This window comes from Poseidonibacter lekithochrous (genome assembly GCF_018861145.1).
In the GTDB taxonomy this organism is placed as follows: Bacteria; Campylobacterota; Campylobacteria; order Campylobacterales; family Arcobacteraceae; genus Poseidonibacter; species Poseidonibacter lekithochrous_A.
The window spans coordinates 49,072-74,963 of the sequence record NZ_JAHKQT010000038.1 but is presented as its reverse complement, the minus strand read 5'-3'; the positions used below and the strand labels follow the sequence as shown (position 1 = coordinate 74,963).

Genomic DNA, 25,892 nt, shown 5'->3' with positions numbered 1-25,892 from the left:
TTAAAAAAACAATAAAAAATTTAAGGAAAGTAGGACAATGAGCGATTATTCGAAATTAGAAAAGTGTTTGGGTTATCAGTTTAAAGATAAAAATCTGATAATCGAAGCACTTACACACAAAAGTTATAAAAAACCATATAATAATGAAAGATTAGAATTTCTAGGAGATGCTGTCTTAAACTTGATTGTTGGAGAGTTTTTATTTTTAAAATTTCCAAAATCAAATGAAGGAGAACTATCTAAAATAAGAGCTTCTTTAGTAAATGAAACTGGATTTACAAGACTTGCAAATCATATTAAATTAGGTGAATATATTTTTATCTCAAGTGCGGAAGAGAGAAATAAAGGAAGAACAAAAGCTTCTATTCTTTCAGATGCTTTTGAAGCAATTATGGGTGCAGTTTATTTAGAATCTGGATTAGAAGCTTTAAAACCAATTATTCTTGAATTATTAGATGAATCATACGATAAAATTAATCTAGATGTTTTATTCTCAGATTACAAAACAGCTTTACAAGAAATAACTCAAGCTAGATTTGGTTCCATTCCTGAATATAGAATTGAAGCTTCTTTTGGTCCTGACCATAAGAAAGAGTTTGAAGTTTCTATTTGGATTGATGATGAAACTTATGGAAAAGCAAAAGGTAAAAGTAAAAAACTTGCACAACAAGCAGTTGCAAAAATTGCTATTGATATTTTAAAAGGTAATGAAAAATGAATACATTTGGGCATAGATTTAGATTCACAACTTTTGGAGAAAGTCACGGAAAAGCACTTGGTTGTATCGTAGATGGAGTTCCAGCTGGAATAAAAATCGATGAAGAATTTATTCAAAACGAAATGGATAGAAGAAAACCAGGTAAAAACAAATATGCGACTGCTAGAAAAGAAGGTGATAAAGTAGAAATACTTTCAGGTGTGTTTGAAGGAATTACAACTGGAACATCTATTTCAATGATAATCTTTAATGAAAATCAAAAATCTAAAGATTATACAAATGTTAAAGATTTATTTAGACCAGGTCATGCAGATTTTACATACTTTAATAAATATGGAACAAGAGACTACAGAGGTGGAGGAAGATCAAGTGCTAGAGAAACAGCAGCACGTGTTGCTGCAGGTGCAATTGCTAAGTTAATGCTTCAAGAAATTGGAGTTGAAGTTCAAAGTGGGATTTGTGAAATTGATGGAGTTAAAGCAGTAAATTATGATTTTTCAAAAGTAAGTGAATCTGAAATATTCTCTTTAGACTTAAATGTAGAACAAGCTCAAAAAGATGCAATTTTAAGTGCAAAAAATTCACATAATAGTGTTGGTGGAGTAGCTTTAATAAATGTTAAGAATGCACCAATTGGTTTGGGTGAACCACTTTATTTTAAACTTGATTCACAAATTGCAAATGCAATGATGAGCATAAATGCGGTTAAAGCTGTTGAAATTGGTGATGGAACACTATCCTCAAAAGTAAGAGGTTATGATAATAATGACCAAATAAGAAAAAATGGCTTTAAAACAAATCATAGTGGTGGAATTCTAGGTGGAATTTCAAATGGAGATGATATAAATATCAAAGTATATTTTAAATCAACTCCATCAATTTTTATAAAACAAGAAACTGTTGATATTAATAATAATGAAGTAGATTGTGAGTTAAAAGGTAGACATGATCCTTGTGTTGCTGTTCGTGGTTCTGTTGTTGCTGAGTCTATGATGGCTTTAGTATTAGCTGATATGGCACTTTTAAATATGTCTTCTAAAATTGAAAATGTAAAAAAAGTTTATTCTAAATAAATTTAACTTAAAGCAATTCTTCTATTAGAATTGCTTTTTTATTCTACTTTTTCTTATACTTCTTATCTAAAAATGGTCCAATAACATTAAAATACAAAAATGCAAGTACTGATATTACAAAAACTGACGATATAACAATTTCAATAGTATTCATTTCCATTACAATTCTCTTTTCAATTCTTCTAATCTTGCAATTCTATCTTCAGTTGTAGGATGTGTTCTAAACAATCCTCCAAAAGTGGATTTTAATCCGGAGAAAGGATTAATGATAAACATATGTGCAGTTTGTTCTGTAGCATTATGTATTTGATGTCCACCTCTTGCATAGTTTTCCAACTTTGACAATGCACTTTGTAAACCACTAGCATCTCCTGTCATTCTAGCAGCTCCTTCATCAGCCATATATTCTCTACTTCGACTAACAGTCATTTGTATAATTGAAGCAGCTAGAGGCAAAAGTATTGCCATTAAAATCATCATAATAGGATTTGAATTTTGTCTATTACCTCCAAACATTGCTCCAAACTGCATCATATTTGCAATCATGGCAATTGCTCCTGCAAATACAGCTGCAATTGTTCCAACTAAAATATCATAATGTTTTACATGTGATAATTCATGAGCAATAACACCTTCTAGCTCTTTTTCATTTAACATTTCATATAAACCCATAGTAACAGCAACTACTGCATTTTCATGGTTTCTTCCCGTTGCAAATGCATTTGGCGTATGATCTGGAATTAAATAAACTTTAGGCATTGGTAGCCCTGCTTTTTTAACTAATTTTTGAGTAATTTGATAAACAGGATGTCTCTTATCTTCAAGTGGAGTAGCATTATAATGTTTTAAAACTTGAGTATCTGAATAATAATATGCATAAAAGTTCATTCCACCTGCTAATAAAAATGCTATTAGCATTCCTGTAGTTCCTCCAAATGAGAAACCAATAAAAACAAATAATACAGTTAGTGAAGTTAATAAAAATACAGTTTTTGCTTGTTCCATAATATTCCTTTTTATTTATATATTTACAATTGTAATAAAGAAAAGTTAATAAATATTAAACTAAATTCTATTTAAAATTGATTCTTCTTTATATAATACTTTAGCACTTGGAGTTTGTTTTGATGTTGTTTCTAAATGAACATCTTGATCATCAAAGAAAATATCAGCACCAAATGCTTTTACAACTTCATATTTATCCACACCACCTAGGAAAAAAGCTTCATCTAGTCGTACATTCCAATCAGACAAAGTTCTTATAACTCTTTCATGAGCAGGTGAGTTCCTAGCTGTTATAAGTGCTGTTCTAATTGGAGTTTGCTCTTGTGGATATTTAGCTTGGATGTTTGAAATTACTCTTAGTAATTGTGCAAAGGGTCCATCTTTCATTGCATTAGAAACATTCTTTTTTTCATGTTCTAAAAATGCTTCTAATCCTTGAGTTTTATAAATAACTTCCGATTCTTCAGAAAATAAAACAGCATCACCATCAAAGGCAATTTTTACTTGATTTGAAAATTCATTATTTATATTTTCATAAGGTAAAATTCTAGCAGATGCAATTCCTTCATTTATTGCATTTTGAACATCTTCTTCATTTGCAGATAAAAATAAATCAACTTTAAAGGGTTTTAAATATTTTGCGATATCATTTCCACCAGTCCAAGCTGAACGTTGAATATCCAAATTATATTTCTGAATTGACTTTGTAATTCGTAATGAAGTTGCTGAATTATTTCTTGACATAATAATTACTTCAACTTGTTTATCTTCTGGAAAATCTTCATTAATCTTTAATAAATTATTTACAAGTCTGAAACCAGTTCCTTGTGCAATTTGAATGTCTTCATTTTCAATTTGATATTTATAGTAATCATCTAAACCTTTTTCTTCAAATATTTTATTCTCTTCTTCTAAATTAAATAGTGCTCTAGAAGAAATTGCAATAACTAGTTTTTTATTTAAATCATATCCCACGTTTAATAACCTTAAATTTTTTTTATTATACAAATATTAAACTATAAACTATATTTTTTTTAAAGAAAAAATTATTATAATAAATTTTAAAATAATCTTAATTCTTTTATTAAAGCATATTTTAATTATTTATTTTACAAATACTCGATTTAAACAAATACAAAACTATTATTTGTAAATAATAAAATAATTATTAACTATTTTAATAAAAACTTGTAAATATTACACACTACTATTGATTATTTACAATAGCCAATAGCTTTTATTATATAAAAAGGATTATTTCTTTAAAATGATTAGTATTAAGTATAAAGAGAACTAATATGAAAAAACTGTACATTGTAAGACACACACATAAAGCGCAAGTGAAATCAGGGCAAGATGATTATGATAGAGAATTAAGTCAAGAAGGTTTAGATGAAGCAAAACAAATTGCTCAAAAACTTAGTAGCAAATCTATTAAAACAGATTTAATTGTTTCAAGTCCAGCAGTAAGAACAAGACAAACAGCAGAAGTATTTGCAGATATATTGAACTATGATAAGTCAATTATGTATAATGAAGTTTTATATTTAGCTTTTGTTAATGAACTTATAGAAACAATCTCTTATACATTTGATACAGTTGATACTATGATTTTAATTGGTCATAATCCTTCTTTAACCGCTTTAGCAATTACATTAATAGACTTTAAAGAGAAATTTGAAGTTGGGGGAGTTATGGAAATAGAATTTGACTGTAATTCATGGATTGATATAGGAAAAGAAAATGCAAAATTAGTTTCATATATTTTACCTGATAAATAAAAGTAATGCATAATTTACTTTTATTTATACTTTTTTACTTACCTAAACAAAACTCTCCAAACATAACATCTAACATTTGATCATTATCATAAGGTCTTGTAATATTTGAAATATTTTCTACAGCTTCAGTTATATGATGCGCAAAAAACTCTAATTCTCCACTATCCAAAGGCTGAATAGATTGTCTTATATGAAAGAGCGTTTCTTCTACTGAAATTACTTGTCTTTTAGAAATTAATGTCATTTCATCACTATGCGTATTTGAATCTAAAATTATTTCTATATTTTTAATAAGTGGATTAATATCTTCTTTTGTTGATAATTGAGTAAATTCATTTTTTAGTGGGGTATCAAACTTACTTTCTAAATCAGATTTATTAATTACTTTTATAATTTCTTTACTTTTATTTTCATTTAAAAGTTCAAGTATCTTTTCATCTTCGTTATCACAAACTTTACTGTTATCAAATAATGCAATAACAATATCAGCTTCAGAAATAGCTTCTATCGATTTTTCAATACCAATTTGCTCGATTACATCAGAAGCATTTCTAATACCTGCTGTGTCTACTATTTTGATTATATGAGTTCCAATTTTAACTGATTCTTCAATTGTATCTCTAGTAGTTCCTGCAATATCTGAGATAATTGCTCTATCATAATTTAAAAGCTTATTAAGTAATGACGACTTCCCAACATTTGGTTTTCCAATAATTGCTACTTTAAAGCCTTCAATCATCCCTTCTCGTCTTTTACTAGCATCTAAAGTATTAGATAATTTAACAATTATCTTATCCATCTTAGTTTTTATTTGTTCAAAAATATCAGATGGTAAATCATCCTCTGCATAATCAATTGAAACTTCTGTATAAGCTAACATAAATAGTAAATCTTCTCTAATATCATTTACAAAAGAAGTTAATTCACCTTTTAATTGTCTTGCTAATAATTTAACAGCATCTTCACTTCTAGCTTCAATAATTTTTGAAATTGCTTCAGCTTTTGATAAATCAATCTTATTATTTAAAAATGCTCTTTTAGAAAACTCACCAGGGTTTGCTAATCGAGCACCTCTTTTTAAAGCTTCATTTACAATCATATTAGCAATAGCAACACCACCATGACATTGAAACTCTACTACATCTTCCCCTGTAAAAGAAAATGGTGCTTTAAAGTAAATTATTAAAGCTTCATCAATCATTTCATCTTCAATACTATATAAAGAAGTTAAGGTTGCAAGTCTAGGTTGAAATTGTGGTTTTTTTGTGATTTTAGAGGCAATATCAAGAGATGATGCTCCTGATAATCTAACTATAGAAATTGAACCTATACCATTTGCAGTTGCAATGGCTACAATTGTACTATCATCAAACAATTTATTGTTCTTTACTTTTGTACTCATTTACAAGTACATATTTGTCGCCTCTAACATTTGTTTTTACAGCAACATATTTATTTGGGAACTCTTCTCTTAATTTTTTAAGAGCAATATGAACTAAAATACCATCTAAAGGTTTAGTTTTAAAAGTACCTTTTTCTTTTATTACCTCAATAACTGGTTCTAAATATGCATAAATAGAAGCTTCTTGATTCTTTAAAAATTCTGCAACTTCTAATCTTAACATTAATCCATATTTTTCATTAATCCAATTAAATAAGATATAAGATAAAGCTTTATATCTATAACCTTCTTTTCCAATTAATAAAGCACAATCTTCACCTGTAAATTCTACATATAATGTTTCTTCATCATAGAAATCTATTTTTATATTATCAATTTCATAACAAGTATCTTTAAATAATAAATTTATAGAAGCACTTACTTCTTCTATAATATATTCTTTATCTTTTTTTACAACAAGAGTTGAAATCTCAGATTGAGATTTATCTTCATTGTAAAAATTATCAAAAATTTTATCTTTAGAATTGTCTTTTGGTACTTCATTTAGGATAGGTTCTTCTTTAGCTTCAGTTCTTTTCTTTGCTAATTCATCACTTTTATTTGAATCATTGATTCTTTTAGAAACATCATCAATTTGTATATCTTTTTTTCTAAATGTTTGAGTTTCAGATGTTTTTTCGTATTTTTTACAATTATCTTTAAAACATGCTTCAATTATTGCAGTTTTTTTTCCAAAGCCAAGGAATCCTTTACTTGGCTGTTGGATTACATTAATATCTAACTCTGTGATTGAACACTCAAAGTCAGCTGCTGCTATTTCATAAACTTCTTCTAAACATTTAGCTTCAAATTTTTTCATTGTAACTTCCTATTATTTTTCAGCTCTTTTTCTTTCAAATATTTTATTAATATAATACTGTTGAGAAATTGTAAATACGTTATTCACGAACCAATATAATGTAAGTCCTGCAGGGAACCATAAGAAGAAGAACGTGAAAATAACCGGTAACATTTGGAATATTTTCTTTTGCATTTCATCTTGCATTGTATTTGGTGTAATTTTTTGTTGTAAGAACATTGATGCACCCATTAAAATAGGTAAAACAAAATATGGATCCATTTCAGCTAAATCATGTACCCACCAAATCCACTCAGCACCTTTTAATTCAATTGAATTTAAAAGAACTCGATAAATTGCAAAGAATACAGGAATTTGTAAAACTAATGGCAAACATCCACCCATTGGGTTAGCACCATGTTTTTTATATAATTCCATCATATGCATAGATTGTTTTTGTTTATCATCTTTATATTTAGCTTGGATATCTTTCATTTTTGGCGCTAAATCTTTTAACTTCTGCATAGATACCATACCTTTGTATGATAAAGGATAAAGTACTAATTTAATTAAGATAGTTAAAGCAACAATAGTCCAACCCCAGTTTCCAATATAACTTTGTAAGAATTGTAAAAGTAAGAACATTGGTTTTGCAATAAATGTAAACCAACCATAATCAATAACATGAGTTAATTCTTTATTTAAAGCAGCTAAATCTTTAAAGTTTTTAGGTCCTGCGTATCCTGAGAATGTAATATTATCTTTTCCATGAATAAATGCTTGCGAATTTGAATCTGCATCTGGCATTAATGAAATTGCTAAAGTTTTTTCAAAATTGTAAACAACAGTTGCATAATATCTATCAAAATTTGAAATAAATCTAATTCCATTTAAGTTCTCAATTTTATCTAAATCACCATCTTCAATAGTATTTAATGTACCATCTGCTAATTGAGCCATTTGCCCATGAACTGCATACATATCAGCTAAAACATTTGGTCTAAATCCGTTTGTAATAAAGAAATTTTTATTATTTGTAGTTGAAGTATTTAAATCATAATGTCCATCAGGATAAATTGTAAACTTCTTAGTTAAAACTGTCTCATCTAAATTTTGTGTAATTACTAATTCTTGTTTTGAAGAACTTGCGTTTAATGTAGCCGCACTTGAAGTAGCTGAAACTTTAAATGCTTTTTCATTTATATTTCTATCTTCAAATCTAACTTCTAAAGGTCTTAATTGATTAGCTTCAAAAAGTTTTATTTTATTTCCATCTTCATCTTTGTACTTAGCTTCAAGTAAAGTAACTTGAGCGATTCTACCAAGACTATCAATTTCAATAATATTTTTAGCTGTTGTAATAACAGAAATGATTTCTGATGAGGCAACTGCTTTTGATGATAAGGCTTCAACAGATTTTGACATATCTATTGGATTACCAGAGGCATCTGTTGCTACCATATTAACTTCAGGTGTTGCTTTTTGTTGTGTAGTTTGCTCTTGTTTAACTTGAGCAGCTTTTGCTTCTTGCTGTGGTTTTAATACTAAAAACTCATAAGCTATGAAAAATACAAAAACAACTACTGTCATTATCAACATTCGTTTTTGCATACCATTATCTTTATTCATACTATTCATTCTCCTGTTTCCATTCCCGGTTTTTAACTACAAAATATTTATTTTTTTCTATTGGAATATACCAATATTTGATTTTGATTTTTTCAAAATTTTGATTTTGTAGTTTTTTTAACTTTATAACTGGATAGTCAATACCTCCAGCGAAAAGTTGGTTACATTTTAATACGCGTGATATTGTAAAGTAAATCGCCTTAAAAAATGTATTATTATCTAGTTGCCATAGGGCATATTGCGAACATGTTGGATAATATCTACACGATCCGTATGAAAAAACACTTAAATACCTTTGATAAAACCTAACTAAGTATTTAAAAATTGTTTTCATTGCAATAATTCAAGTCGTTTAAGTGCAAAATCAAAATCTTTTTTTAGCTGCAAAAAGCTTTTATCATGTATGTTATTTTTAACAACAAAAATATATTTACCTGATTTTATTTGATTTTCGTAAGTAGCAAATAAAGCTCTCATTCTGCGTCTAGCTTTATTTCTTAAAACTGCATTTCCAACTTTTTTGGAAGTTACAAATCCAGCTTTTAATGTGTCGTTAGAACCAAAAAAAGCGATAAAAGATGACGTATGCCATCTTTTATCGCTTTTATATAGTTTGTTAAAATCTTTAGAACTATTAAGTCGATGTCGCTTATTTAAACAGCTAATCTTTTTCTACCTTTAGCTCTTCTAGCTTTAATAACTTTTCTACCGTTTTTAGTAGCCATTCTGATTCTGAAACCATGCGTTCTCTTTCTTGGAGTGTTATGCGGTTGGTATGTTCTTTTCATGATTGTTATTCCTCTGTATTCACTAATTAAGTTGGGGATTATAGTTAAACAAAGCTTAAATATTCTTTAGTTTTAAGCTTTTGTTTATTTATTTTATAATTTTACAACTACCTCATCATTCACTACATCAAACTCTATTTTAGAACCTTCTGAAACTTTATCTTCTAAAATTAGGTCAGCAAGTCTATCTTCAACTATTTCATAAATTGCTCTTTTTAAAGGTCTTGCACCATATACTGGATCAAACCCTGCGCGAGCTATATAATCTTTTGCATTTTGTGTTAAAGAGATACTTATATCTTTTTCTTCTAATTTTACTTTAATACTATTAAACATAATATCAACGATTTTAGTAATTGCTTCAAGATTTAGTTGTTCAAAAATCACTATATCATCAAGTCTATTTAAAAATTCTGGTTTAAAATAAGCTTTTAAATCATTTAAAACTTCTGTTCTTCTTTCATTTTTATCACTGATTTCTATAATCTTAGCACTACCTATATTTGATGTTAAAATAATAATAGTATTTTTAAAATCAATTGTAACACCTTTATTGTCTGTTAATCTTCCATCATCTAAAACTTGTAAAAGAATATTAAACACATCAGGATGCGCTTTTTCAATCTCATCAAAAAGAATTACTGAATAAGGTTTTCTTCTAACTGCTTCAGTTAACTGTCCACCCTCATCATATCCTACATATCCAGGAGCTGCACCAATTAATCTACTTACTGCATGTTTTTCCATATATTCACTCATATCAAATCTTATTAGTGATTTTGGATCATCAAATAAGAATTTTGCAAGTGTTTTTGCAGCTTCTGTTTTACCAACACCTGTTGGTCCTAGGAACATAAACGAACCAATAGGTTTAGAGTCTTCACTTAATCCTGCTTTATTTCTTTTAATTGCTCTAGAAATTGCTTTAAGTGCTTCATCTTGTCCCACTACATCTTCTTTTAATACAGATTCAACTTTTAGTATTTTTTCTTTTTCTGAATCCATCATTTTATTTACTGGAATTCCTGTCCATCTAGAAACAATATTTGCAATTGCATCTTCATCTACAGAGTTTCTCAAAAGTGTACCCTGCTCTTGCATTCTATTCCACTTAGCTTCATTTTCTTTAATCTTTTCTTCTAAGCTTGGTATTTCACCATATTCAATAGAAGCTGCTTCTTCAAATTTTGATTCTCTTTTAGCTCGTTCTGCTTTTGTTTTAAGCTCTTCAATTTTTGCTTTTAAAGTACTTGCTGCGTTAAAAGTCTCTTTTTCATTTTGGAATCTAGTTTCTAAGTTTTGTTTCTCTTCACTTAAATTCGCAAGCTCTTTTTCTATCTCTTCTAATCTTTGATTATTTTTTTTAGATTTTTCCATCTTAAGAGCTTCTTTTTCAACATTAATAGTTTGGATCTGTCTTTTTAATGTTGAAAGAACAGTTGGTTCTGATTCTATTTGCATCTTAAGTTCTGCTGCTGCTTCATCTATTAAGTCAATAGCTTTATCAGGTAAGAATCTATCTGATATATATCTGTCCGATAATTTTGCTGCTGCTATTAGTGCGGAATCATTAATAGTTACATTATGGTGTGTTTCTAATTTTTCTTTTATACCTCTTAATATTTGAAGAGCTTCATTTACACTCGGTTCATCTACATTAACAGGCTGAAATCTTCTTTGCATTGCTGTATCTTTTTCAAAATACTTTCTATACTCTTTAAGTGTTGTTGCACCAATAGTGTGTAACTCACCACGTGCTAGACTTGGTTTTAAAATATTTGCTGCATCCATAGAACCTTCAGAAGCCCCTGCACCTATTATTGTATGAATTTCATCAATAAATAAAATTATATTTCCATCTTTTTTTACTTCATCTATTACAGATTTCAATCTATCTTCAAATTCACCTCTATATTTTGCACCTGCTATTAATGCACTCATATCAAGTGTAATTACTTTTTTATTCATTAATGAAGTTGGTACTTCTTTATTTACAATTCTTTGAGCAAGTCCTTCAGCAATTGCTGTTTTACCAGTACCTGGTTCTCCTAATAAAATTGGATTATTTTTTGTCTTTCTTATTAGAATTTGCATCATTCTATTGATTTGTTCATCACGTCCTATTACTGGATCTAATTCTCCATCAATAGCCATTTTATTTAAATCAATTCCATATTTCCCTAAAGCTTCTAAGTTTTCATCAGCACTAGCAGAATCAATAGTACTTCCTGCTCTCATAGCTTCAAGTTCTTTTGCTGCTTCTCTTAAATCTATATACTTTCCTAAAACTTCTTTTAACTCTGGTGTATCAAAGTTCGCAATAAGCCATGAATCAATTGCTATAAACTTATCACCAAGTTTTGCTGCTTGTCCTTGTGCTTTTTCTAAACTTTGAGCTAGATTTCTTGATATTTTAATATTTTCTTTAGTTACAGATGAAACCACAGGTAACTTTTGCGCATATGATTTTGCTTCTAAAACTATAGCGGCTTTGTCTATATTCATTTTATTTAATAATTGGTTTAAAACCGAATTTGTATTTGTTAATAAAGCCCATAAAAGATGTATAACTTCTACTTCTTGATTCTTATTATGTAATGATAATGCAACACCTGAATCAATTGTCTCAGATAATTGGTTTGTTAGTTTTTCAAAAATTTTATTCATTTAGCACTCCTTATGTTTAACTGCTAATAAAATTATAGCACCTTGAGTGTATGTTTGTCAAGTGTTTTTTATATAAATTCAAATGTTATAATAAAAAAAAGTAAAAGGCATTATATGTTATGTGGAATTGATGAAGCAGGAAGAGGTCCAATAGCGGGTCCTTTAGTTGTAGCTGGTGTAGTAATTAACAAGGAAATAAAAGGGTTAAATGACTCAAAAATTTTAAGTGAAAAAAAAAGAGAAGCTCTATTTCCTTTAATTATTGAAAATTCTTTTTATCATATTGTATTTACAGATGCTAAAACTATAGATGAAAAAGGTTTAAGTGCATGTTTAAAAAACTCCATTACAGAAATTATGTTTAATCTTAAAAAAAATGCCAATGAATTTTTAATGGACGGAAACACTTCTTTTGGAATACAAACATTACAACATAAGATAAAAGCAGATGCAACAGTTGCTGAAGTAAGTGCCGCTTCTATACTGGCAAAAGTAAGTAGAGATAGATATATGTGTGAAATATCAGAGAATTATCCTTTATATAATTTCCATAAACATAAAGGTTATGGAACAAAAGCTCATGTTGAACTTATAAAAGAGCATGGAAGATGTGATGAGCATAGATATACTTTCAGATTAAAAGCTTTAGATGAAGATATTCAAGGTATACAAAAAAGTTTATTCTAGTATATCTTCAACATCTTTAGGTAATATAATCTTAAAGCAAGCACCCCGTGATTCTTCATTTAGGTATTTAAAACTTACATTTTCAACTTCAATTTTACCATGTAAATGTTTAGTGATAATTTCATGACTCATATATAAGCCTATTCCTGTTCCTTGTGATTTATGTTTTGTTGTAAAATAAGGCTCAAATATTTTTAATAAATTTTCTTCTTTAATACCTCTTGCATTATCTTTAATAGAAATAATACAAGATTTACCTTCCTTATAAATATCTATTATGATACATTTCTTTTTATTATCAAAAGTACTTAAAGCATCTACACTATTACTAATAATATTTAGTATACATTGAAGTAATTCATTTTCATAACTATTAATAATACAATCATCAATATTTAACACTAAATCTATTTCTTCATTATCAAATTGAGTTTTATAAAAATATGTTGAGTTCTCAATAACTTTTTTGATATTAACATTTGTCTTAATTTTATCTTTATTTAAAAAACCTCTAAAATCATCTATAGTTTGAGATAAATACATTCCACTTCTTATAATCCTATCCATAGAATAATCTATATCTTCATTCGTAAGGGTATTTAGCTCTTTTGTAATTTTTAAACCACTTGCTACTGTAGTAATAACCGATAATGGTTGACGCCATTGATGTGCAATATTCTCTAACATTTCACCCATTGCAGCTTGTCTAGATTGTTGAATAAATAAATCTTTTTGTTTAAATACTTCTAATTCTAATATTTTACGATCATTTATATCTTGATGAATTCCTACTATTAAAGAAGGCTTTCCATTCTCATCCCGAGATACGATTTTTCCATTACTATATATCCACTTATAACTGCCATCTTTACAGCGCATTCTAAATTCACATTGATATTGGTTCTTTTCATCTTTATCATGCTTTTCCAAGGCTTTATCTAATTTTATAATATCTTCTTTATGAACAAAACTAAAGAAATCTAAGCCTTCTTCTATCTCTTCTTTTGAATAGCCCAAAATCAAAGCCCAAATATCATTAATCTCATTTTTATTTGTATTAGAATGCCAACTCCATACTCCTAAATTAGCACTTGTAATTGTAAGTTTTAAAAGTTTTTCAGCTTCTTTTCTTTTTTTTATTTCGCTACTTAGTTTTTTATTTATTAAAAGTATTATAGATATAATTAAGATTGAGAAAAAGAGAATACCCAGCATTGAAGTAAAATAATTCTTTTCAAACTTAATAGAAAGCCATTTATTTAAAATTTCTTGTTTTTCTTCTTTCGGAATTGACAATATAGCTTTTTCGAATATAGATTTTAATAAAGGTTCATCATTTCTACTTGCAATTCCTAACTCCCACTTTTCATCAAATTTTCCTGCAATTTTTAGTTTTCCTAAAAATTCTTTTTGTATTTGGTATCCTAATGTATATAAAGTACCTATAAATCCAAAATATTCACCTTTTACTAGTTTTTCAAGCCCTACTTCCATATTATCTACATATATTAGATTTATTTTGGGATATTTTTCTTTAATAATTTCTGCATAAGCATAATCTTTTACAATACCTATATTTTTATTATTTAAAGATGTAATATCCCTTATAAATAATTCATCTATTTGTGTACTTACAACTAAAGGAATATCAAAATAGGGTTTTGTAAAATCTAAGTAAACTTCTCGTGAAGGTATTTTCATTATTAAAGAAAAAATATCACATTTTCTTTGTTTTCCATATTCTAAAGATTGACTCCAAGTATTTGTTTTTACTAATTTTATTTCTGTTTGAATGTTTTTTTCTAAAAGTTTTATATAGTCAGCTGTCATTCCTATATGCTTGCCATTTTCAATTTTTTCATAAGGCATCCAAGAAGGGTCAATACATAGATTTAATGATTTTTTATTCTCTAAATACTTTTTTTCTACTTCTGTTAAATCAATTTGTTTTGAAAATAAAAAGCTCTGCGTAAAAAAAATTAGTAAAAATAAAATCTTGTTCATTAATCTCCATAATTATCTATTTAATATTAATCTTATTTTATCTGTAAACATAAAAAAAGTCTATACATTTTAATCTAAAAATTCAACTATTATTTAAAAAAGATTTGATAATATGATGAATTAAAAAAAAAGGAAAATAAATGCAAATTAATGTATCACCTGAAGTAATATTATCTCAACTTGGTTATTCAAAAAGCGATTCTTCATTACAACAAGCCGAAAAAATGATTTCATCTACTGATAATTTTGATAAATTTTCAAAACACATTTTTTCATTAAATGATCATTTAAAAAAAATGAATGCGTATGTAGGATTATCAAATAAAACAGATTACTTAAAAATTAAATGTGATGAAAATGATGCAGATGCAATATTAAAAGAATTTCATAATGAAGTTTCACACTGGGCAGATAAATACAATGTAAAACTTCAACAATTAGATAAAAAACCTATTTATTATATATTAGGGGCTGTTTAAAATATTTTTTATAACTATGAAAGACATTTTTAAGTCTTTCATAGTAATCATGCTCCTCATAACTCTGATTTTTCAAAAGATATTGAAACAGAATTTACGCAATGTCTAGTATTTTTAGAAGTAAAACCTTCACCTTCAAACACATGTCCTAAATGACCTCCACAATTTGAACATACAATTTCTACTCTTCTTCCGTCTGCATCAGGTATTCTTTTTACCGCATTATTTAAATTATCATCAAAGCTTGGCCAACCACAACCTGATGAAAACTTACTATCTGATTTATATAAAGGTGCATTACATTTTTTACATACAAATGTTCCTTCTTCATAAAAATCATTATATTTTCCAGAAAATGGCATTTCTGTACCTTTATTCTCTATTACTCTTTTTTCTTTATCTGATAATTCATTAAATTTCATTTTCATCCTTTTTAAGAAACAATAAGTTCTTTTTCAATTATAATTTCATTTTTATATAAAATTTTTCCTAAAAACTTATCCCCTACTTTGAACTCTCCAACACCTTTTGGAGTTCCTGACATTAAAATATCACCATCTTCAAAGCTTAGAAAAGTATTTGCTTCTTTTATAATTTCATATGGTTTGTTTATCATCATAGTAACATTTCCATCTTGTTTTAACTCATCATTTATAAACAGCTGTATAGAAAGCTCATTTATATCGCCATCAAAAGATTTAAATTCAGTAAAAACAGCTGCGTTATCAAAGGACTTAGCTCTTTCCCAAGGTAAACCTTTTCCTTTTAATTTTGATTGAACTTCTCTCAATGTTAAATCAAGACCAAATCCAACTGCAGTAATTTTATTGTCATTAATTAAAAAAGAGATTTCTGCTTCATAATGACAAGAACTATTTCCTTTTGGGAAAATTAATGAATCTGAAATTGATGAGTTTGGCTTAATAAAAAAAACCATTTCATCTGGAGTCTCATTATTTAACTCGGCAATATGTTCTGTATAGTTTCTCCCAATACAAAAAACCTTTGATGGATATATCTCATTATTTTCTAATAATATTTTATTCATTTATTTTATTAACCTCTTGTCTCTCATAATTTTAAGTCTATTTTTTGAGAAATCACTTCCTGATTTTTCATATAATACTTTAGCTTTTGCATAGTTTCTATCTACACCATTACCTTGCTCATAAAAAAGTCCAAGCCATTGCATTGAATCTTTATTTCCATTTACAGCGGCTTTTCTAAACCATTTGTACGATTCTTTATAATTTTGAGGAACACCATATCCTTTTGCGTAAAAGGCTCCCATTTTATGTAATCCAAAAAGATTCTCTTTTTTTGCAGTTTGAACATACCATTGAATTGCTGTTTTATAATCTTTTTTTACAACCCAGCCCATTTCATAATAAAAACCAACTTCATTTTGTGCAATCATATCACCTTGTAAAGCTGCTTTTTTAAATAATCCAAAAGCTTTATTCTTATCTATTTCTACGCCATGTCCCAAATCATAAAGATAAGCTAATTCTCTTAGTGCAACTTTGTCATTTTGATTTGATGCTTTTTCAAGCCAAATTAAGGCATTTTTATAATCTTTTTTTTCTATATAATTAATTGCTAATTCTCTTTGGGAATAAAGATCATTTTGCATTGCGGCTTTAGTAAACCAGAAGTTTGCTTTTACTTTATCTTTTGGAACGACTTTACCAACATTATAATAATATCCAAGCCAAGTTTGTGATTTTACATTACCATTTTTAGCTTTCTCTAAGTGACAAATAATTCTGTCTTTTTCATTTTCTAATACTTTGCATTCAGTAATTTTATTTATATTTAATGTTGAATTGTTATTAGTATTTAAATTATTTTGAGAACAACCTGTAAAAATAAATGTAGTAAGTAATAATGAGTTTAAAAGTTTCAAGTCTAACCCTTTTTTTAATTTTAAGTATTTTATCAAAATACTTATAATTAATAAGAGTTAAACTCTAGTAAAAGTTTACTTTTTAGAAAAATAATTATCTAAAGAAAACTTACCTGCTCCAAATGAAGCAAATATTCCTAAAAATAATAAGAAATAAAGTGGTATTTCAAAACCATTATCTCCTGAACTAAAACCATTTCCAATATGAACTGTTAAAATTGCAACAATCATTGTACCAATTAAAGGTAAACTAATAGCTCTTGTTAATAATCCAAGTGCTAATAAAACAACCCCTAATGATTCAACTGAGGCTGAAATATATACATTTAATAGAGGGAAAGGTATTCCTAAACTTTCAAACCATGCAGCTGTATCAGAAATACTATTCCATTTATTTATTGCAGGATCTAAAAAACCATAAGCAATTGTAAGTCTTGCAAGGAGTAAGAAAAGACTTTGGAAGTTTTGAAGAATTCTTTCTGAAAGATTATTGATTTTATTAATCATAATATGTCCTTTATATTTTTGTTATTAGTATAATATACTATCAGTATTTAGTTTACGTGTAGTTATAAAGGATTTACTAATATTTTTCTAGTAAATCATTAATTATAACAGATGTAATTCCCCATATAATCTCATTTTCATATTTATAAACCCAAATTTTATGTCTTTTATTTCCCCAAGGTTTTTTATACATATCAGGTAAATCCAATTCTTCAACAGGGAATAAAATCTCTTTTTCACCTTTTTCATTTATCTTATAAGGTTGAATCTCATGGGCTAGTGTATATTCTTCTGCTTTTGTATTCTTAAAAAACGATACTGGAATTAAAAGAGTTTTTTCAACTTCATTTTTATCAATTACCATCGTTTTTAAAACACTTTTTTTTATTTTAGCTACAAAAGGCTCAATAATAGCTCCAATTGGTGCAACATAAGTATCAAGTTGTCCAATAATCTTTATATCTTTTTCTTCTATTCCTAACTCTTCATATGTCTCTCTTAAAGCAGTATCTCTAAAATCCTTATCGATTCCTTCTTCAAAACCACCCCCAGGGAAACAAATATCACCACCTTGTCTTATATGAGCTGCTCTTTTTTGAAAAAGTAAGAAATATTCACCATTAATCTTAATAAGAGGAATTAGTACTGCAGAATTAAAAAGTCTTTCTCTTCCTAATACACCTGGATTCTGGGGTAAATTTTTTGATAATTTTTTTAAATTTTGTTTTTTCATTATTTTGTCTTTACTGATTTAATTGCATCTATCATAGTTTTTATTACTTTTCTTAAATCTTTTTCTTCTATATTATATGCAACAATTGAATAAATAAGTTTACCAAAAGGTCTTATCCAAACTCCATGATTTACGCAATAATCTTGAATTTCTTGAGCATATGACTCCTCTTTTAATTCAATAACACCTATTGCACCAATATTTCTTACATCTTTTACTATTTTTAAATCTTTTGCATTAACTAATTCTTCTTTAAATATCATTTCAATATTTAAAACATTTTCTTGCCACTTACCATCATCAAGTAAATTTAAACTCTCAATTGCAACACTACAACTAAGTGCATTTCCCATAAAAGTTGGTCCGTGCATTAAAATCCCAAGATTTGAATTTGATATCGTATCTGAGACTTCTTTAGAAGTAATCATAGCAGCCATTGTCATATAACCACCTGTTAAACCTTTTCCAAGTGTCATAATATCAGGTTTTATATCTGCCCATTGGCATGCAAACATTTTTCCAGTATGTCCAAAGCCTGTTGCAATTTCATCAGCAATTAATAAAACATCATATTTGGTACAAAGCTCTCTAGCTTTTCTTAAAAACTCTGGATTATAAATCCTCATTCCTCCTGCACCTTGAACAATAGGCTCTAATATAAATCCAGCAACTTCCGAATGATGCTTTAAAAATGTTTCTTCTAAAGCTTTGATAGAAGCAGAACAATCACTTTTAAATCCTAAAGAAGGAGCTTTTGTAAAGATATGTTTAGGTAAATAAGAACCATATATACTGTGCATTGAATTATTCGGATCACATACACTCATAGCTGCAAGAGTATCTCCATGATAAGCGTGTTCTAAAGCAATAAACTTATATTTTTTTAAACCTTTTGCTTCTTGATATTGAATTGTAGTTTTTAATGCTACTTCAACAGATACCGAACCTGAATCACATAAAAATACGCTATTTAAACCTGTAAGTTTAGCGAGTTTTGAAGCTAATATAGAAGCTTTTTCATGTGCAATACCACCAAACATAATATGAGGCATAATATCAGCTTGATCTTTTAATGCTTGCGTTAATTTTGGATGATTATATCCATGAATACAACTCCACCATGAACTCATACCATCAATTAATTCTCTTCCATCTTCTAAAAAAATTGATGTTTTATTTGTACTTTTTACGCTTAACAAATCACTTCGTGAAGGTAAAGAATTATATGGATGCCATACGTGTTGTTTATCTAATTCAATCCAATTCAATAATATTCCTATGTATTTAAATTCGCTTTACAAAATGTTTACATTTCTGGATATAAAGTAATTATAGTTTCTAAACCTTTATACTCTATATCTTCATAAATATATATTTTGTTTGTTGATTCAATTTTACCATTCATATGCTTTGTAATCATCTCTTCACACATATAAAGACCAATTCCTGTTCCCTGTGCTTTGTGTTTAGTAGTAAAATATGGTTCATAAATTTTATCTAAGATTTCGTCCTTTGCTCCACCTGCATTATCTTTTATTCTTATAATAACATTCTCATCATCATTTGTCACATCTATAAAAATAAATTTTTCTTGATCTCCAAGGGTAGAAAATGCATCTCTTGAATTATTTAAAATGCTCATTATAACTTGAATTAATTCACTCTCGTATGCTACAAGTTGAATACTTTCAATGTTTTTAATTATTCTAATATTTTTAGTTTTAAGTTTAGAATTTAATAAATCCAAAGTTTTATTACAACATTCAACTAAAGAAAATTTACTCTTTTCTCTTGTAGGTTTAAAGAAATCTCTAAAATCATCAATTGTAGTTGATAAGTTTGTTGCAGAATTGATTATGGAATCTAATGTATCAATTAAAAATTTATCTTCTAAAACACCTAGTTCTTTTTTTATTTTCAAACCACTTGAACCTGTAGTAATTAAAGATAATGGTTGTCTCCACTGATGTGCAATATTTTCCATCATTTCACCAATTGCAGCCATTTTTGATTGCTGTGACATAATCCTATCTTTTTTTAAGTTTTCCTCAACTGCTTTATAAATTCTTTGTTCTAATTCTTCATTAATAACTTTTAATTCTTTTGTTTTTTCTTCAACTTTTAGAGTCAATGATCTATTCATTTTCTCTAAAAATTTTTGTCGATATAGAATTGCAAATAAAATAATCCCTATAAATATTAATACTTGCCATAACGTTTTATAGTCAAAAGCTTTTTTATATTGAATAAATAACCATTTATTTGTAATATTTTGTTTTAGTTCATCATCAATATTTATTACAAGTTTATTTAAAATCTTTAGTAAACTTTTATCTTCTTTTTCTATTCCCATTCGAACTTCAATTACTTCATCAATTTTTCCAGATATTTTTAGTTTATCAATATAATGTGATTGTAGTTTAATCCAAACACTTGCATTTATTCCAATATATGCAAATACTTCTTTATTTTTTACTTTTAAAAGCCCATCATCTAAGTTTTCTACTTCAATAAAATCAATATCTCTATATTTATTTTTTAGTATATTTAGAATTTCATGATCTTTAGAAACTGCAACTTTTTTATTTTTTATTTCTCTTATATCTGAAATAAAAGGAACAAAATTCTCAGTAACAATTACATAATGTATTTCATTATAAGCTTGCGTAAAATTTAGATGCTTTGCTCTTTCTTTACTGTATGCTAAAGATGGGATAAGATTACATTTATTATCTTCTAAATATTCTAAACTTTGAGATAAAGAGTTTGTTTCAACTGGGAAAACTGCTAAAGCTAGTTTTTCTTCAACTAAACTCATAAAATCTGAAATCGCGCCAATAAATTTACCATCTTGGATATCACTATAAGGCATAAAATCACGAATAACACAAACTTTTATTTCTTTTTTATTTTCTAAATACTCTTTTTCTTTTTCTGTAAACTTTAAATTTTCTATTTTTTTATCAAAATAAATAAATTCATCTATATTTATTCTTTGGCTAGCTAAGCCCATTACATTATACAGATCATAAATTCTTTGCATTTTTTCTTTTTTTATTTCACCTATTTTACTAGTTTTAAAATATGATAATTTTTTTAATTCTTGACCTTCATATTGTAATTCTTCTTTTGTTAATTTTAGGCTATTATATTTCTTAAAAATCAAATCACTTGCTTCTTCAATATTCGAGTATGCATATTCCCAACCTTGCAAAGAAGCTTTTTTAAATTTGTCAACTGTATTAATGTCACTATTAAGTAATTTCTCACTAGTAAATAAAAAATCACTATACATATCAAAACCAAATTTTTTTGGATCAAATATATTATATTCAATACCTTTCTTTTGAAGGTAGAAAGGCGCTTTTGACAAATATGCAGAAATCACATCAGTATTTTTATTAATTAAATCATTAATATTATGTGTATGTTTAATAAAATTTATTTCTTCTGTTTTAATATTATGAGAATTTATCATTGATTTTAAAGAAACTTCACTTGCATCATCTATTGTAGTCATAATAGTTTTGCCTCTGAAATCTTCAATGCTATTAATATTAGATTCTTTTGTTGTTAATAAGATTAAAGGTGTCGCTTGAAATAGTGCATATAAAGCAACAATCTTTTGATCTTTTTTTCTTTCTAAAAGAAGTGTTTCTCTACCAACTGCAAAGTCAGAAATTCCAAGACTTACTTCTTTTGGAATATTTATTCCAAATGCAAAAGGTTTTATTGTTACATCTAATCCCATTTCTTCATAAAAACCTTTTTCTTTTGCCATATAATAACCAGCAAATTGAAACTGATCAAACCAAGACAATTGAATAGTTACAGGTTTTAACTCTTTTGAAAATAAAGAGGTACATAAAAATATTAATATAAAGAATAATGATTTAAAATGTTTAGAAAGCAAAACTGTCCTTTTAAAATAATAATTATGTTTAATATAAGACTTTAGCATTTATTTGATTATATTAAATTAAAATAAGAAAGGAAAGTAAAAAATAAAGAAGAAAAGATAATTTATAAAATATATATAAATTATCTTTAATATAATAAAGTCTTAGTGTAAGAAGTGTCTTTTACCTGAGAAATATAAAGCCATACCAAATTCATTTGCAGCTTCAATAATTTCATCATCTCTTATACTTCCACCTGGTTCAATTACACATTTAACACCAGCTTCTTGTGCAGCGTCAATGCTATCTCTAAATGGGAAGAATGCTTCTGAAGCTAAAACAGAACCAGATACATCAATTCCTAAATCTTCTGCTTTTCTTAAAGCTGCTTTTGCTGCATCAACTCTTGAAGTCATACCCATACCAACAGCTACCATTGCTGAGTCTTTTACATAAACAACACAATTTGATTTTGTTAAAGAAGCCACTTTATATGCAATTTCCATATCTTTTACTTCTTGAGTTGTAGCTTCTCTTTTTGATTTAAGTTCAGAATTTGTAACTTCATCTTCTTCAACTTTGTCAGCATCTTGATAAACAAATCCACCATCAAGAATCTTAAAATTAAATGCATCATTTGACATTTCAAGTTTTTTAGTACCTTGCTTGAATAATTTAATTCTTTTTTTCTTATTTAATTCTTCCTCAGCTTCAGGAGTAAAATCAGCGGCAAATACAACTTCTAAGAAAATTTCATTCATTTTAACTGCTAGTTCTAAATCAACTATACCATTAACAGCAACAACTCCACCAAAAGCAGAAATAGGATCACATCTTAAAGCTTGCTCATAAGATTCAAATAAACTATCTTTAATTGCAAAACCACATGGATTACCATGCTTTACAATACAAACAGCATTATCATCACCAAATGCAGATGCAATTTTAGCAGCTCCACTAATATCACCCATATTGTTAAATGATGCTTCACCTTTTAATGTGATGAATTTATTTGATAAGTGCTTATCAAACTCATATAATGCACCTTTTTGATGTGGATTTTCACCATATCTAGTATCAAATACTTTTTCACCAACAATAAATTGTTTTTGTCCCATACCGTTGTTAAATCTTTTATTCATATAATTAGCAATCATTGAATCATAAGCTGCAGTATGCTCATAAGCTTTAATCATCATATCTCTTCTAAATTCAGCTGTGTTAGTGTCATTTTTAAGATTGTTTAAAACAACATCATAATCAACTACATCTGTAACAATAATTACAGAATCATGATTCTTTGCAGCTGATCTTACCATTGCAGGACCGCCAATATCTATATTTTCAATAATTTCTTCAAAATCATCTGTTTTTTCAATAGTTTCTTTAAATGGATATAAATTTACACAAACTAAATCAATACCTTCAACACCAAGTTCTTTTGCTTGATCAAGATGAGATTGTTTATCACGTCTATGTAGAATTCCACCATGGATATATGGGTTTAAAGTTTTAACTCTACCTTCAAAACACTCAGGAAATTTTGTAACTTCATTTGCTTCGATAACTGCAATACCCGCATCTTTTAATTTATTGTATGTACCACCAGTAGAAATGATCTCATATCCTAAACCAACTAACTCTTTTGCAAAGTTTTCAACACCACTTTTATCACTTACACTAATTAATGCTCTCATATACACTTATCCCTTTGATATATTAAAATTATTTGTCTTTGTCCTTGCGATTATATAAAACAATTAGTTAGTACTAGCTTTTGCCGTATAAACAAAGTTTCTATTTTTATCATTAAAATTAATAAATAATAATATAAAGATAAAAAATTGTCTATTAAATAACTATTTTAAAGATATTTTTATTATTGTAACTTGATAAAATAATTAAAATTAACACAATGGAGTTAATAAATGTACAACTTATCAAATATTGATTTATTATGGATTTTAATAAGTTCCTTTCTTGTATTCTTAATGCAATTTGGTTTTGCCTTAATTGAAACAGGGACAGTACGAACAAAAAACACTATTAATGTTGCAATGAAAAATCTAATCGATACGGTTTTTGGAATAATCTTTTTTTGGATTATTGGCTTTGGGATTATGTTCGGAGTAGATACTTCGGGATTAATAGGTACAAATAACTTTCTAATTGATGGAAAAGATTTAGAACAAAATGCACTATTTTTTTTCCAAGCTATGTTTGCAGCAACTGCAATTACAATAGTTTCAGGTGCAGTTGCAGAAAGAATAAAATTTAATGGATACATTCTTGTTTCTATTGTTGTTAGTGCAATAATATATCCTTTATATGGACATTGGGCTTGGAATGAAAATGGTTGGCTTGCACAAATGGGATTTATTGATTTTGCAGGATCTACTGTTGTTCACTCAATTGGTGCATGGATTGGATTAGCAGGAACAATAGTTTTAGGGCCAAGATTAGGAAAGTTTAAAGATGGGAAAGTAAAACATTTTGCACCAAGCAATCATAACTTTATTGTATTTGGTGTATTTATATTACTTTTTTCATGGTTTGGGTTTAATGCAGGAAGTTTATTTAAATTTAATTTTGATACAACATTAATTTTATTAAATACTTTAATATCTGCTGTATTTGGTGGTATGGGAGCATGGCTACTTACACTATTTAATAAAGAAAAAGTAGCTGTAGAAATATTTAGTTTTGGTATTTTAGCTGGACTTGTAGGAATTACTGCGGGATGTTATGAATTTACATTAATGCAATCTGCAATTGTTGGATTTATATCTTCAATTCTTATGTATTTTTCGGATCAATTTATTTCAAAAAAAATGAGAATTGATGATCCTTTAAGTGTAATTAGTATCCATGGAGTAGCAGGAGTTTGGGGAACAATTGCTGTTGGTATATTTGCAAAATTGCCAGAAGGATTAAATAGATATGAATTTATAAGTGTTCAATTAATAGGTGTTATAACCGCATTTATTTTTGCTTTTTCTTTAGGTTTAATTTTATTTTTTATCTTATTTAAATTTAACTTATTAAGAGTTAGAAAAAAACATGAAGTTATTGGACTTAATGTAAGTGAGCATAATGCAAAACTTCCTTGGGTTGATACAATTGAAAGTATTACAAGTATTATGAAAACAGGTAATTTTGATAAAAATGTTTATGTAGAAAGAGATACCGAAGTTGGGATAGTTGCAAAATTCTTTAATCATTTGCTAGGTCAATTAAGACTTAAAAATGAGAAACTTTCTAATTCAAATAAAAATTTACGACAAAAAGCTTATACCGATGTACTCACGGGAATATTTAATAGAAGAGGTTTATTAGAATATATCAAAACAAAATTATTTGAATACAAATATTCAGTTGTAATAATTGACATTGATAATTTCAAACATGTAAATGATTCATTTGGACATGATGTTGGAGATGAAGTACTTAAACATTTAGCAAAAATAATATCAAAGAATATACGTAAATCTGATGTAATCGCAAGGTGGGGTGGAGAAGAATTTGTTTTACTTGTTAAAAGCTCTGAATTGGAAATTGTTCAAATTATTGCTGAAAAGCTAAGAGTTGACATTGAGAAAGAAAAGTTTCCCGTAGTAGAGAAAATTACAGCTTCTTTTGGAGTTAGTAGTTTTAAAAATAAAGATCAAACCTTTGAAGATGTATTTAAACATGCAGATGATGCTTTGTATCAAGCAAAAGAAAATGGGAGAAATAAAGTATTTGTATATTAAGAAGTTTTAAACTTCTTAATATTT

Annotated in this window: 24 protein-coding genes; 6 read left to right on the top strand and 18 right to left on the bottom strand. The window is 27.5% G+C overall.

Annotation, left to right across the window (positions count from 1 at the left end; translation table 11 throughout):
- Positions 1 to 37: 37 nt before the first annotated feature.
- Together rnc and aroC are read left to right on the top strand one after the other, a co-directional pair.
- Entirely contained in the window at positions 38 to 718 is a 681-nt protein-coding gene (rnc, locus tag KO488_RS13145; RefSeq protein WP_216059268.1) for a ribonuclease III, read from the top strand.
- A complete protein-coding gene (gene aroC / locus KO488_RS13140; protein WP_216059267.1) occupies positions 715 to 1,791 on the top strand; it encodes a chorismate synthase in 1,077 nt (358 codons plus the stop codon). The genes rnc and aroC overlap by 4 nt, the downstream gene beginning before the upstream one ends.
- A 159-nt stretch (positions 1,792 to 1,950) precedes the next feature.
- Here the strand turns inward: aroC and htpX are convergent, their stop codons facing one another.
- On the bottom strand, positions 1,951 to 2,796 hold the full coding sequence (htpX, locus tag KO488_RS13135; RefSeq protein WP_216059266.1) for a zinc metalloprotease HtpX: 846 nt from the start codon (positions 2,794 to 2,796) through the stop codon (positions 1,951 to 1,953).
- Positions 2,797 to 2,856: 60 nt separating this feature from the next.
- Positions 2,857 to 3,771, bottom strand: a complete 915-nt coding sequence (locus tag KO488_RS13130; protein ID WP_216059265.1) for a 5'-nucleotidase — start codon at positions 3,769 to 3,771, stop codon at positions 2,857 to 2,859.
- A gap of 323 nt (positions 3,772 to 4,094) precedes the next feature.
- Here KO488_RS13130 and KO488_RS13125 point away from each other — a divergent pair, with 323 nt between their 5' ends.
- Positions 4,095 to 4,577, top strand: a complete 483-nt coding sequence (locus KO488_RS13125) for a SixA phosphatase family protein (protein WP_216059264.1) — start codon at positions 4,095 to 4,097, stop codon at positions 4,575 to 4,577.
- 34 nt (positions 4,578 to 4,611) lie between these two features.
- Here KO488_RS13125 and mnmE read toward each other — a convergent pair whose 3' ends face one another.
- The 7 genes from mnmE to KO488_RS13090 form a co-directional block, all read right to left on the bottom strand.
- Positions 4,612 to 5,952, bottom strand: coding sequence for a tRNA uridine-5-carboxymethylaminomethyl(34) synthesis GTPase MnmE (mnmE, locus tag KO488_RS13120; protein WP_216059314.1), 1,341 nt, complete (start codon positions 5,950 to 5,952; stop codon positions 4,612 to 4,614).
- 1 nt (position 5,953) lies between these two features.
- Positions 5,954 to 6,838, bottom strand: a complete 885-nt coding sequence (locus KO488_RS13115) for a Jag N-terminal domain-containing protein (RefSeq protein ID WP_216059263.1) — start codon at positions 6,836 to 6,838, stop codon at positions 5,954 to 5,956.
- 12 nt (positions 6,839 to 6,850) lie between these two features.
- Complete coding sequence (yidC, locus tag KO488_RS13110) at positions 6,851 to 8,455, bottom strand: membrane protein insertase YidC (RefSeq protein WP_216059262.1); 1,605 nt, start codon at positions 8,453 to 8,455, stop codon at positions 6,851 to 6,853.
- A complete protein-coding gene (yidD, locus tag KO488_RS15470; protein ID WP_216059261.1) occupies positions 8,448 to 8,780 on the bottom strand; it encodes a membrane protein insertion efficiency factor YidD in 333 nt (110 codons plus the stop codon). The genes yidC and yidD overlap by 8 nt, the downstream gene beginning before the upstream one ends.
- Positions 8,777 to 9,112: a ribonuclease P protein component gene (gene rnpA / locus KO488_RS15530; protein ID WP_216059313.1), complete on the bottom strand. Its 336-nt coding sequence runs from the start codon at positions 9,110 to 9,112 to the stop codon at positions 8,777 to 8,779. The genes yidD and rnpA overlap by 4 nt, the downstream gene beginning before the upstream one ends.
- Complete coding sequence (gene rpmH / locus KO488_RS13095) at positions 9,100 to 9,234, bottom strand: 50S ribosomal protein L34 (RefSeq protein WP_076087857.1); 135 nt, start codon at positions 9,232 to 9,234, stop codon at positions 9,100 to 9,102. The genes rnpA and rpmH overlap by 13 nt, the downstream gene beginning before the upstream one ends.
- Before the next feature lie 93 nt (positions 9,235 to 9,327).
- Complete coding sequence (locus KO488_RS13090; RefSeq protein WP_216059260.1) at positions 9,328 to 11,901, bottom strand: ATP-dependent Clp protease ATP-binding subunit; 2,574 nt, start codon at positions 11,899 to 11,901, stop codon at positions 9,328 to 9,330.
- 114 nt (positions 11,902 to 12,015) lie between these two features.
- Here KO488_RS13090 and KO488_RS13085 point away from each other — a divergent pair, with 114 nt between their 5' ends.
- Positions 12,016 to 12,588 (top strand): ribonuclease HII, encoded by a 573-nt coding sequence (locus tag KO488_RS13085; RefSeq protein WP_216059259.1) that lies wholly within the window; start codon positions 12,016 to 12,018, stop codon positions 12,586 to 12,588.
- Here the strand turns inward: KO488_RS13085 and KO488_RS13080 are convergent.
- Positions 12,580 to 14,592: a PAS domain-containing protein gene (locus KO488_RS13080; RefSeq protein ID WP_216059258.1), complete on the bottom strand. Its 2,013-nt coding sequence runs from the start codon at positions 14,590 to 14,592 to the stop codon at positions 12,580 to 12,582. The two genes, KO488_RS13085 and KO488_RS13080, sit on opposite strands and share 9 nt — an antisense overlap.
- A gap of 140 nt (positions 14,593 to 14,732) precedes the next feature.
- On the opposite strand from KO488_RS13080, the gene KO488_RS13075 reads away from it, so the two are divergent.
- Complete coding sequence (locus KO488_RS13075) at positions 14,733 to 15,071, top strand: hypothetical protein (RefSeq protein ID WP_216059257.1); 339 nt, start codon at positions 14,733 to 14,735, stop codon at positions 15,069 to 15,071.
- A gap of 56 nt (positions 15,072 to 15,127) precedes the next feature.
- Here the strand turns inward: KO488_RS13075 and KO488_RS13070 are convergent, their stop codons facing one another.
- The 8 genes from KO488_RS13070 to purH all read right to left on the bottom strand — a co-directional run bounded on the left by KO488_RS13070 (position 15,128) and on the right by purH (position 23,813).
- Positions 15,128 to 15,493 carry a methionine-R-sulfoxide reductase gene (locus KO488_RS13070; RefSeq protein WP_216059256.1) on the bottom strand — a complete coding sequence of 122 codons (366 nt, stop codon included), beginning with the start codon at positions 15,491 to 15,493 and terminating at the stop codon, positions 15,128 to 15,130.
- Positions 15,494 to 15,504: 11 nt separating this feature from the next.
- Entirely contained in the window at positions 15,505 to 16,119 is a 615-nt protein-coding gene (locus KO488_RS13065) for a fumarylacetoacetate hydrolase family protein (RefSeq protein WP_216059255.1), read from the bottom strand.
- Positions 16,120 to 16,977, bottom strand: a complete 858-nt coding sequence (locus tag KO488_RS13060; protein WP_216059254.1) for a tetratricopeptide repeat protein — start codon at positions 16,975 to 16,977, stop codon at positions 16,120 to 16,122. It lies immediately after the preceding gene.
- 75 nt (positions 16,978 to 17,052) lie between these two features.
- Entirely contained in the window at positions 17,053 to 17,484 is a 432-nt protein-coding gene (locus KO488_RS13055) for a DoxX family protein (protein WP_216059253.1), read from the bottom strand.
- 76 nt (positions 17,485 to 17,560) lie between these two features.
- Positions 17,561 to 18,217, bottom strand: a complete 657-nt coding sequence (locus KO488_RS13050) for an NUDIX hydrolase (RefSeq protein ID WP_216059252.1) — start codon at positions 18,215 to 18,217, stop codon at positions 17,561 to 17,563.
- Positions 18,217 to 19,485, bottom strand: coding sequence for an adenosylmethionine--8-amino-7-oxononanoate transaminase (gene bioA / locus KO488_RS13045; RefSeq protein ID WP_216059251.1), 1,269 nt, complete (start codon positions 19,483 to 19,485; stop codon positions 18,217 to 18,219). The genes KO488_RS13050 and bioA overlap by 1 nt, the downstream gene beginning before the upstream one ends.
- A 38-nt stretch (positions 19,486 to 19,523) precedes the next feature.
- A complete protein-coding gene (locus KO488_RS13040) occupies positions 19,524 to 22,130 on the bottom strand; it encodes an ABC transporter substrate-binding protein (RefSeq protein WP_228319179.1) in 2,607 nt (868 codons plus the stop codon).
- 150 nt (positions 22,131 to 22,280) lie between these two features.
- Entirely contained in the window at positions 22,281 to 23,813 is a 1,533-nt protein-coding gene (gene purH / locus KO488_RS13035) for a bifunctional phosphoribosylaminoimidazolecarboxamide formyltransferase/IMP cyclohydrolase (RefSeq protein ID WP_216059249.1), read from the bottom strand.
- Between the two features lie 231 nt (positions 23,814 to 24,044).
- Between purH and amt the strand changes: the two genes are divergently transcribed.
- The gene (gene amt / locus KO488_RS13030) at positions 24,045 to 25,868 is read left to right on the top strand and encodes an ammonium transporter (protein ID WP_216059248.1); all 1,824 of its coding nucleotides are present in this window, start codon (positions 24,045 to 24,047) and stop codon (positions 25,866 to 25,868) included.
- Positions 25,869 to 25,892 lie beyond the last annotated feature (24 nt).

What these genes read in the sequence shown, in the direction of transcription:
- KO488_RS13090 (WP_216059260.1), bottom strand. Translation starts at nt 11,901, where the DNA reads ATGAATAAAATTTTTGAAAAACTAACAAACCAATTATCTGAGACAATT.
- KO488_RS13115 (WP_216059263.1), bottom strand. Translation starts at nt 6,838, where the DNA reads ATGAAAAAATTTGAAGCTAAATGTTTAGAAGAAGTTTATGAAATAGCA.
- aroC (WP_216059267.1), top strand. Translation starts at nt 715, where the DNA reads ATGAATACATTTGGGCATAGATTTAGATTCACAACTTTTGGAGAAAGT.
- purH (WP_216059249.1), bottom strand. Translation starts at nt 23,813, where the DNA reads ATGAGAGCATTAATTAGTGTAAGTGATAAAAGTGGTGTTGAAAACTTT.
- KO488_RS13055 (WP_216059253.1), bottom strand. Translation starts at nt 17,484, where the DNA reads ATGATTAATAAAATCAATAATCTTTCAGAAAGAATTCTTCAAAACTTC.
- KO488_RS13080 (WP_216059258.1), bottom strand. Translation starts at nt 14,592, where the DNA reads ATGAACAAGATTTTATTTTTACTAATTTTTTTTACGCAGAGCTTTTTA.
- KO488_RS13075 (WP_216059257.1), top strand. Translation starts at nt 14,733, where the DNA reads ATGCAAATTAATGTATCACCTGAAGTAATATTATCTCAACTTGGTTAT.
- KO488_RS13125 (WP_216059264.1), top strand. Translation starts at nt 4,095, where the DNA reads ATGAAAAAACTGTACATTGTAAGACACACACATAAAGCGCAAGTGAAA.
- htpX (WP_216059266.1), bottom strand. Translation starts at nt 2,796, where the DNA reads ATGGAACAAGCAAAAACTGTATTTTTATTAACTTCACTAACTGTATTA.
- KO488_RS13085 (WP_216059259.1), top strand. Translation starts at nt 12,016, where the DNA reads ATGTTATGTGGAATTGATGAAGCAGGAAGAGGTCCAATAGCGGGTCCT.
- yidC (WP_216059262.1), bottom strand. Translation starts at nt 8,455, where the DNA reads ATGAATAGTATGAATAAAGATAATGGTATGCAAAAACGAATGTTGATA.
- KO488_RS13070 (WP_216059256.1), bottom strand. Translation starts at nt 15,493, where the DNA reads ATGAAATTTAATGAATTATCAGATAAAGAAAAAAGAGTAATAGAGAAT.
- rpmH (WP_076087857.1), bottom strand. Translation starts at nt 9,234, where the DNA reads ATGAAAAGAACATACCAACCGCATAACACTCCAAGAAAGAGAACGCAT.
- yidD (WP_216059261.1), bottom strand. Translation starts at nt 8,780, where the DNA reads ATGAAAACAATTTTTAAATACTTAGTTAGGTTTTATCAAAGGTATTTA.
- amt (WP_216059248.1), top strand. Translation starts at nt 24,045, where the DNA reads ATGTACAACTTATCAAATATTGATTTATTATGGATTTTAATAAGTTCC.
- KO488_RS13065 (WP_216059255.1), bottom strand. Translation starts at nt 16,119, where the DNA reads ATGAATAAAATATTATTAGAAAATAATGAGATATATCCATCAAAGGTT.
- rnc (WP_216059268.1), top strand. Translation starts at nt 38, where the DNA reads ATGAGCGATTATTCGAAATTAGAAAAGTGTTTGGGTTATCAGTTTAAA.
- KO488_RS13050 (WP_216059252.1), bottom strand. Translation starts at nt 18,217, where the DNA reads ATGAAAAAACAAAATTTAAAAAAATTATCAAAAAATTTACCCCAGAAT.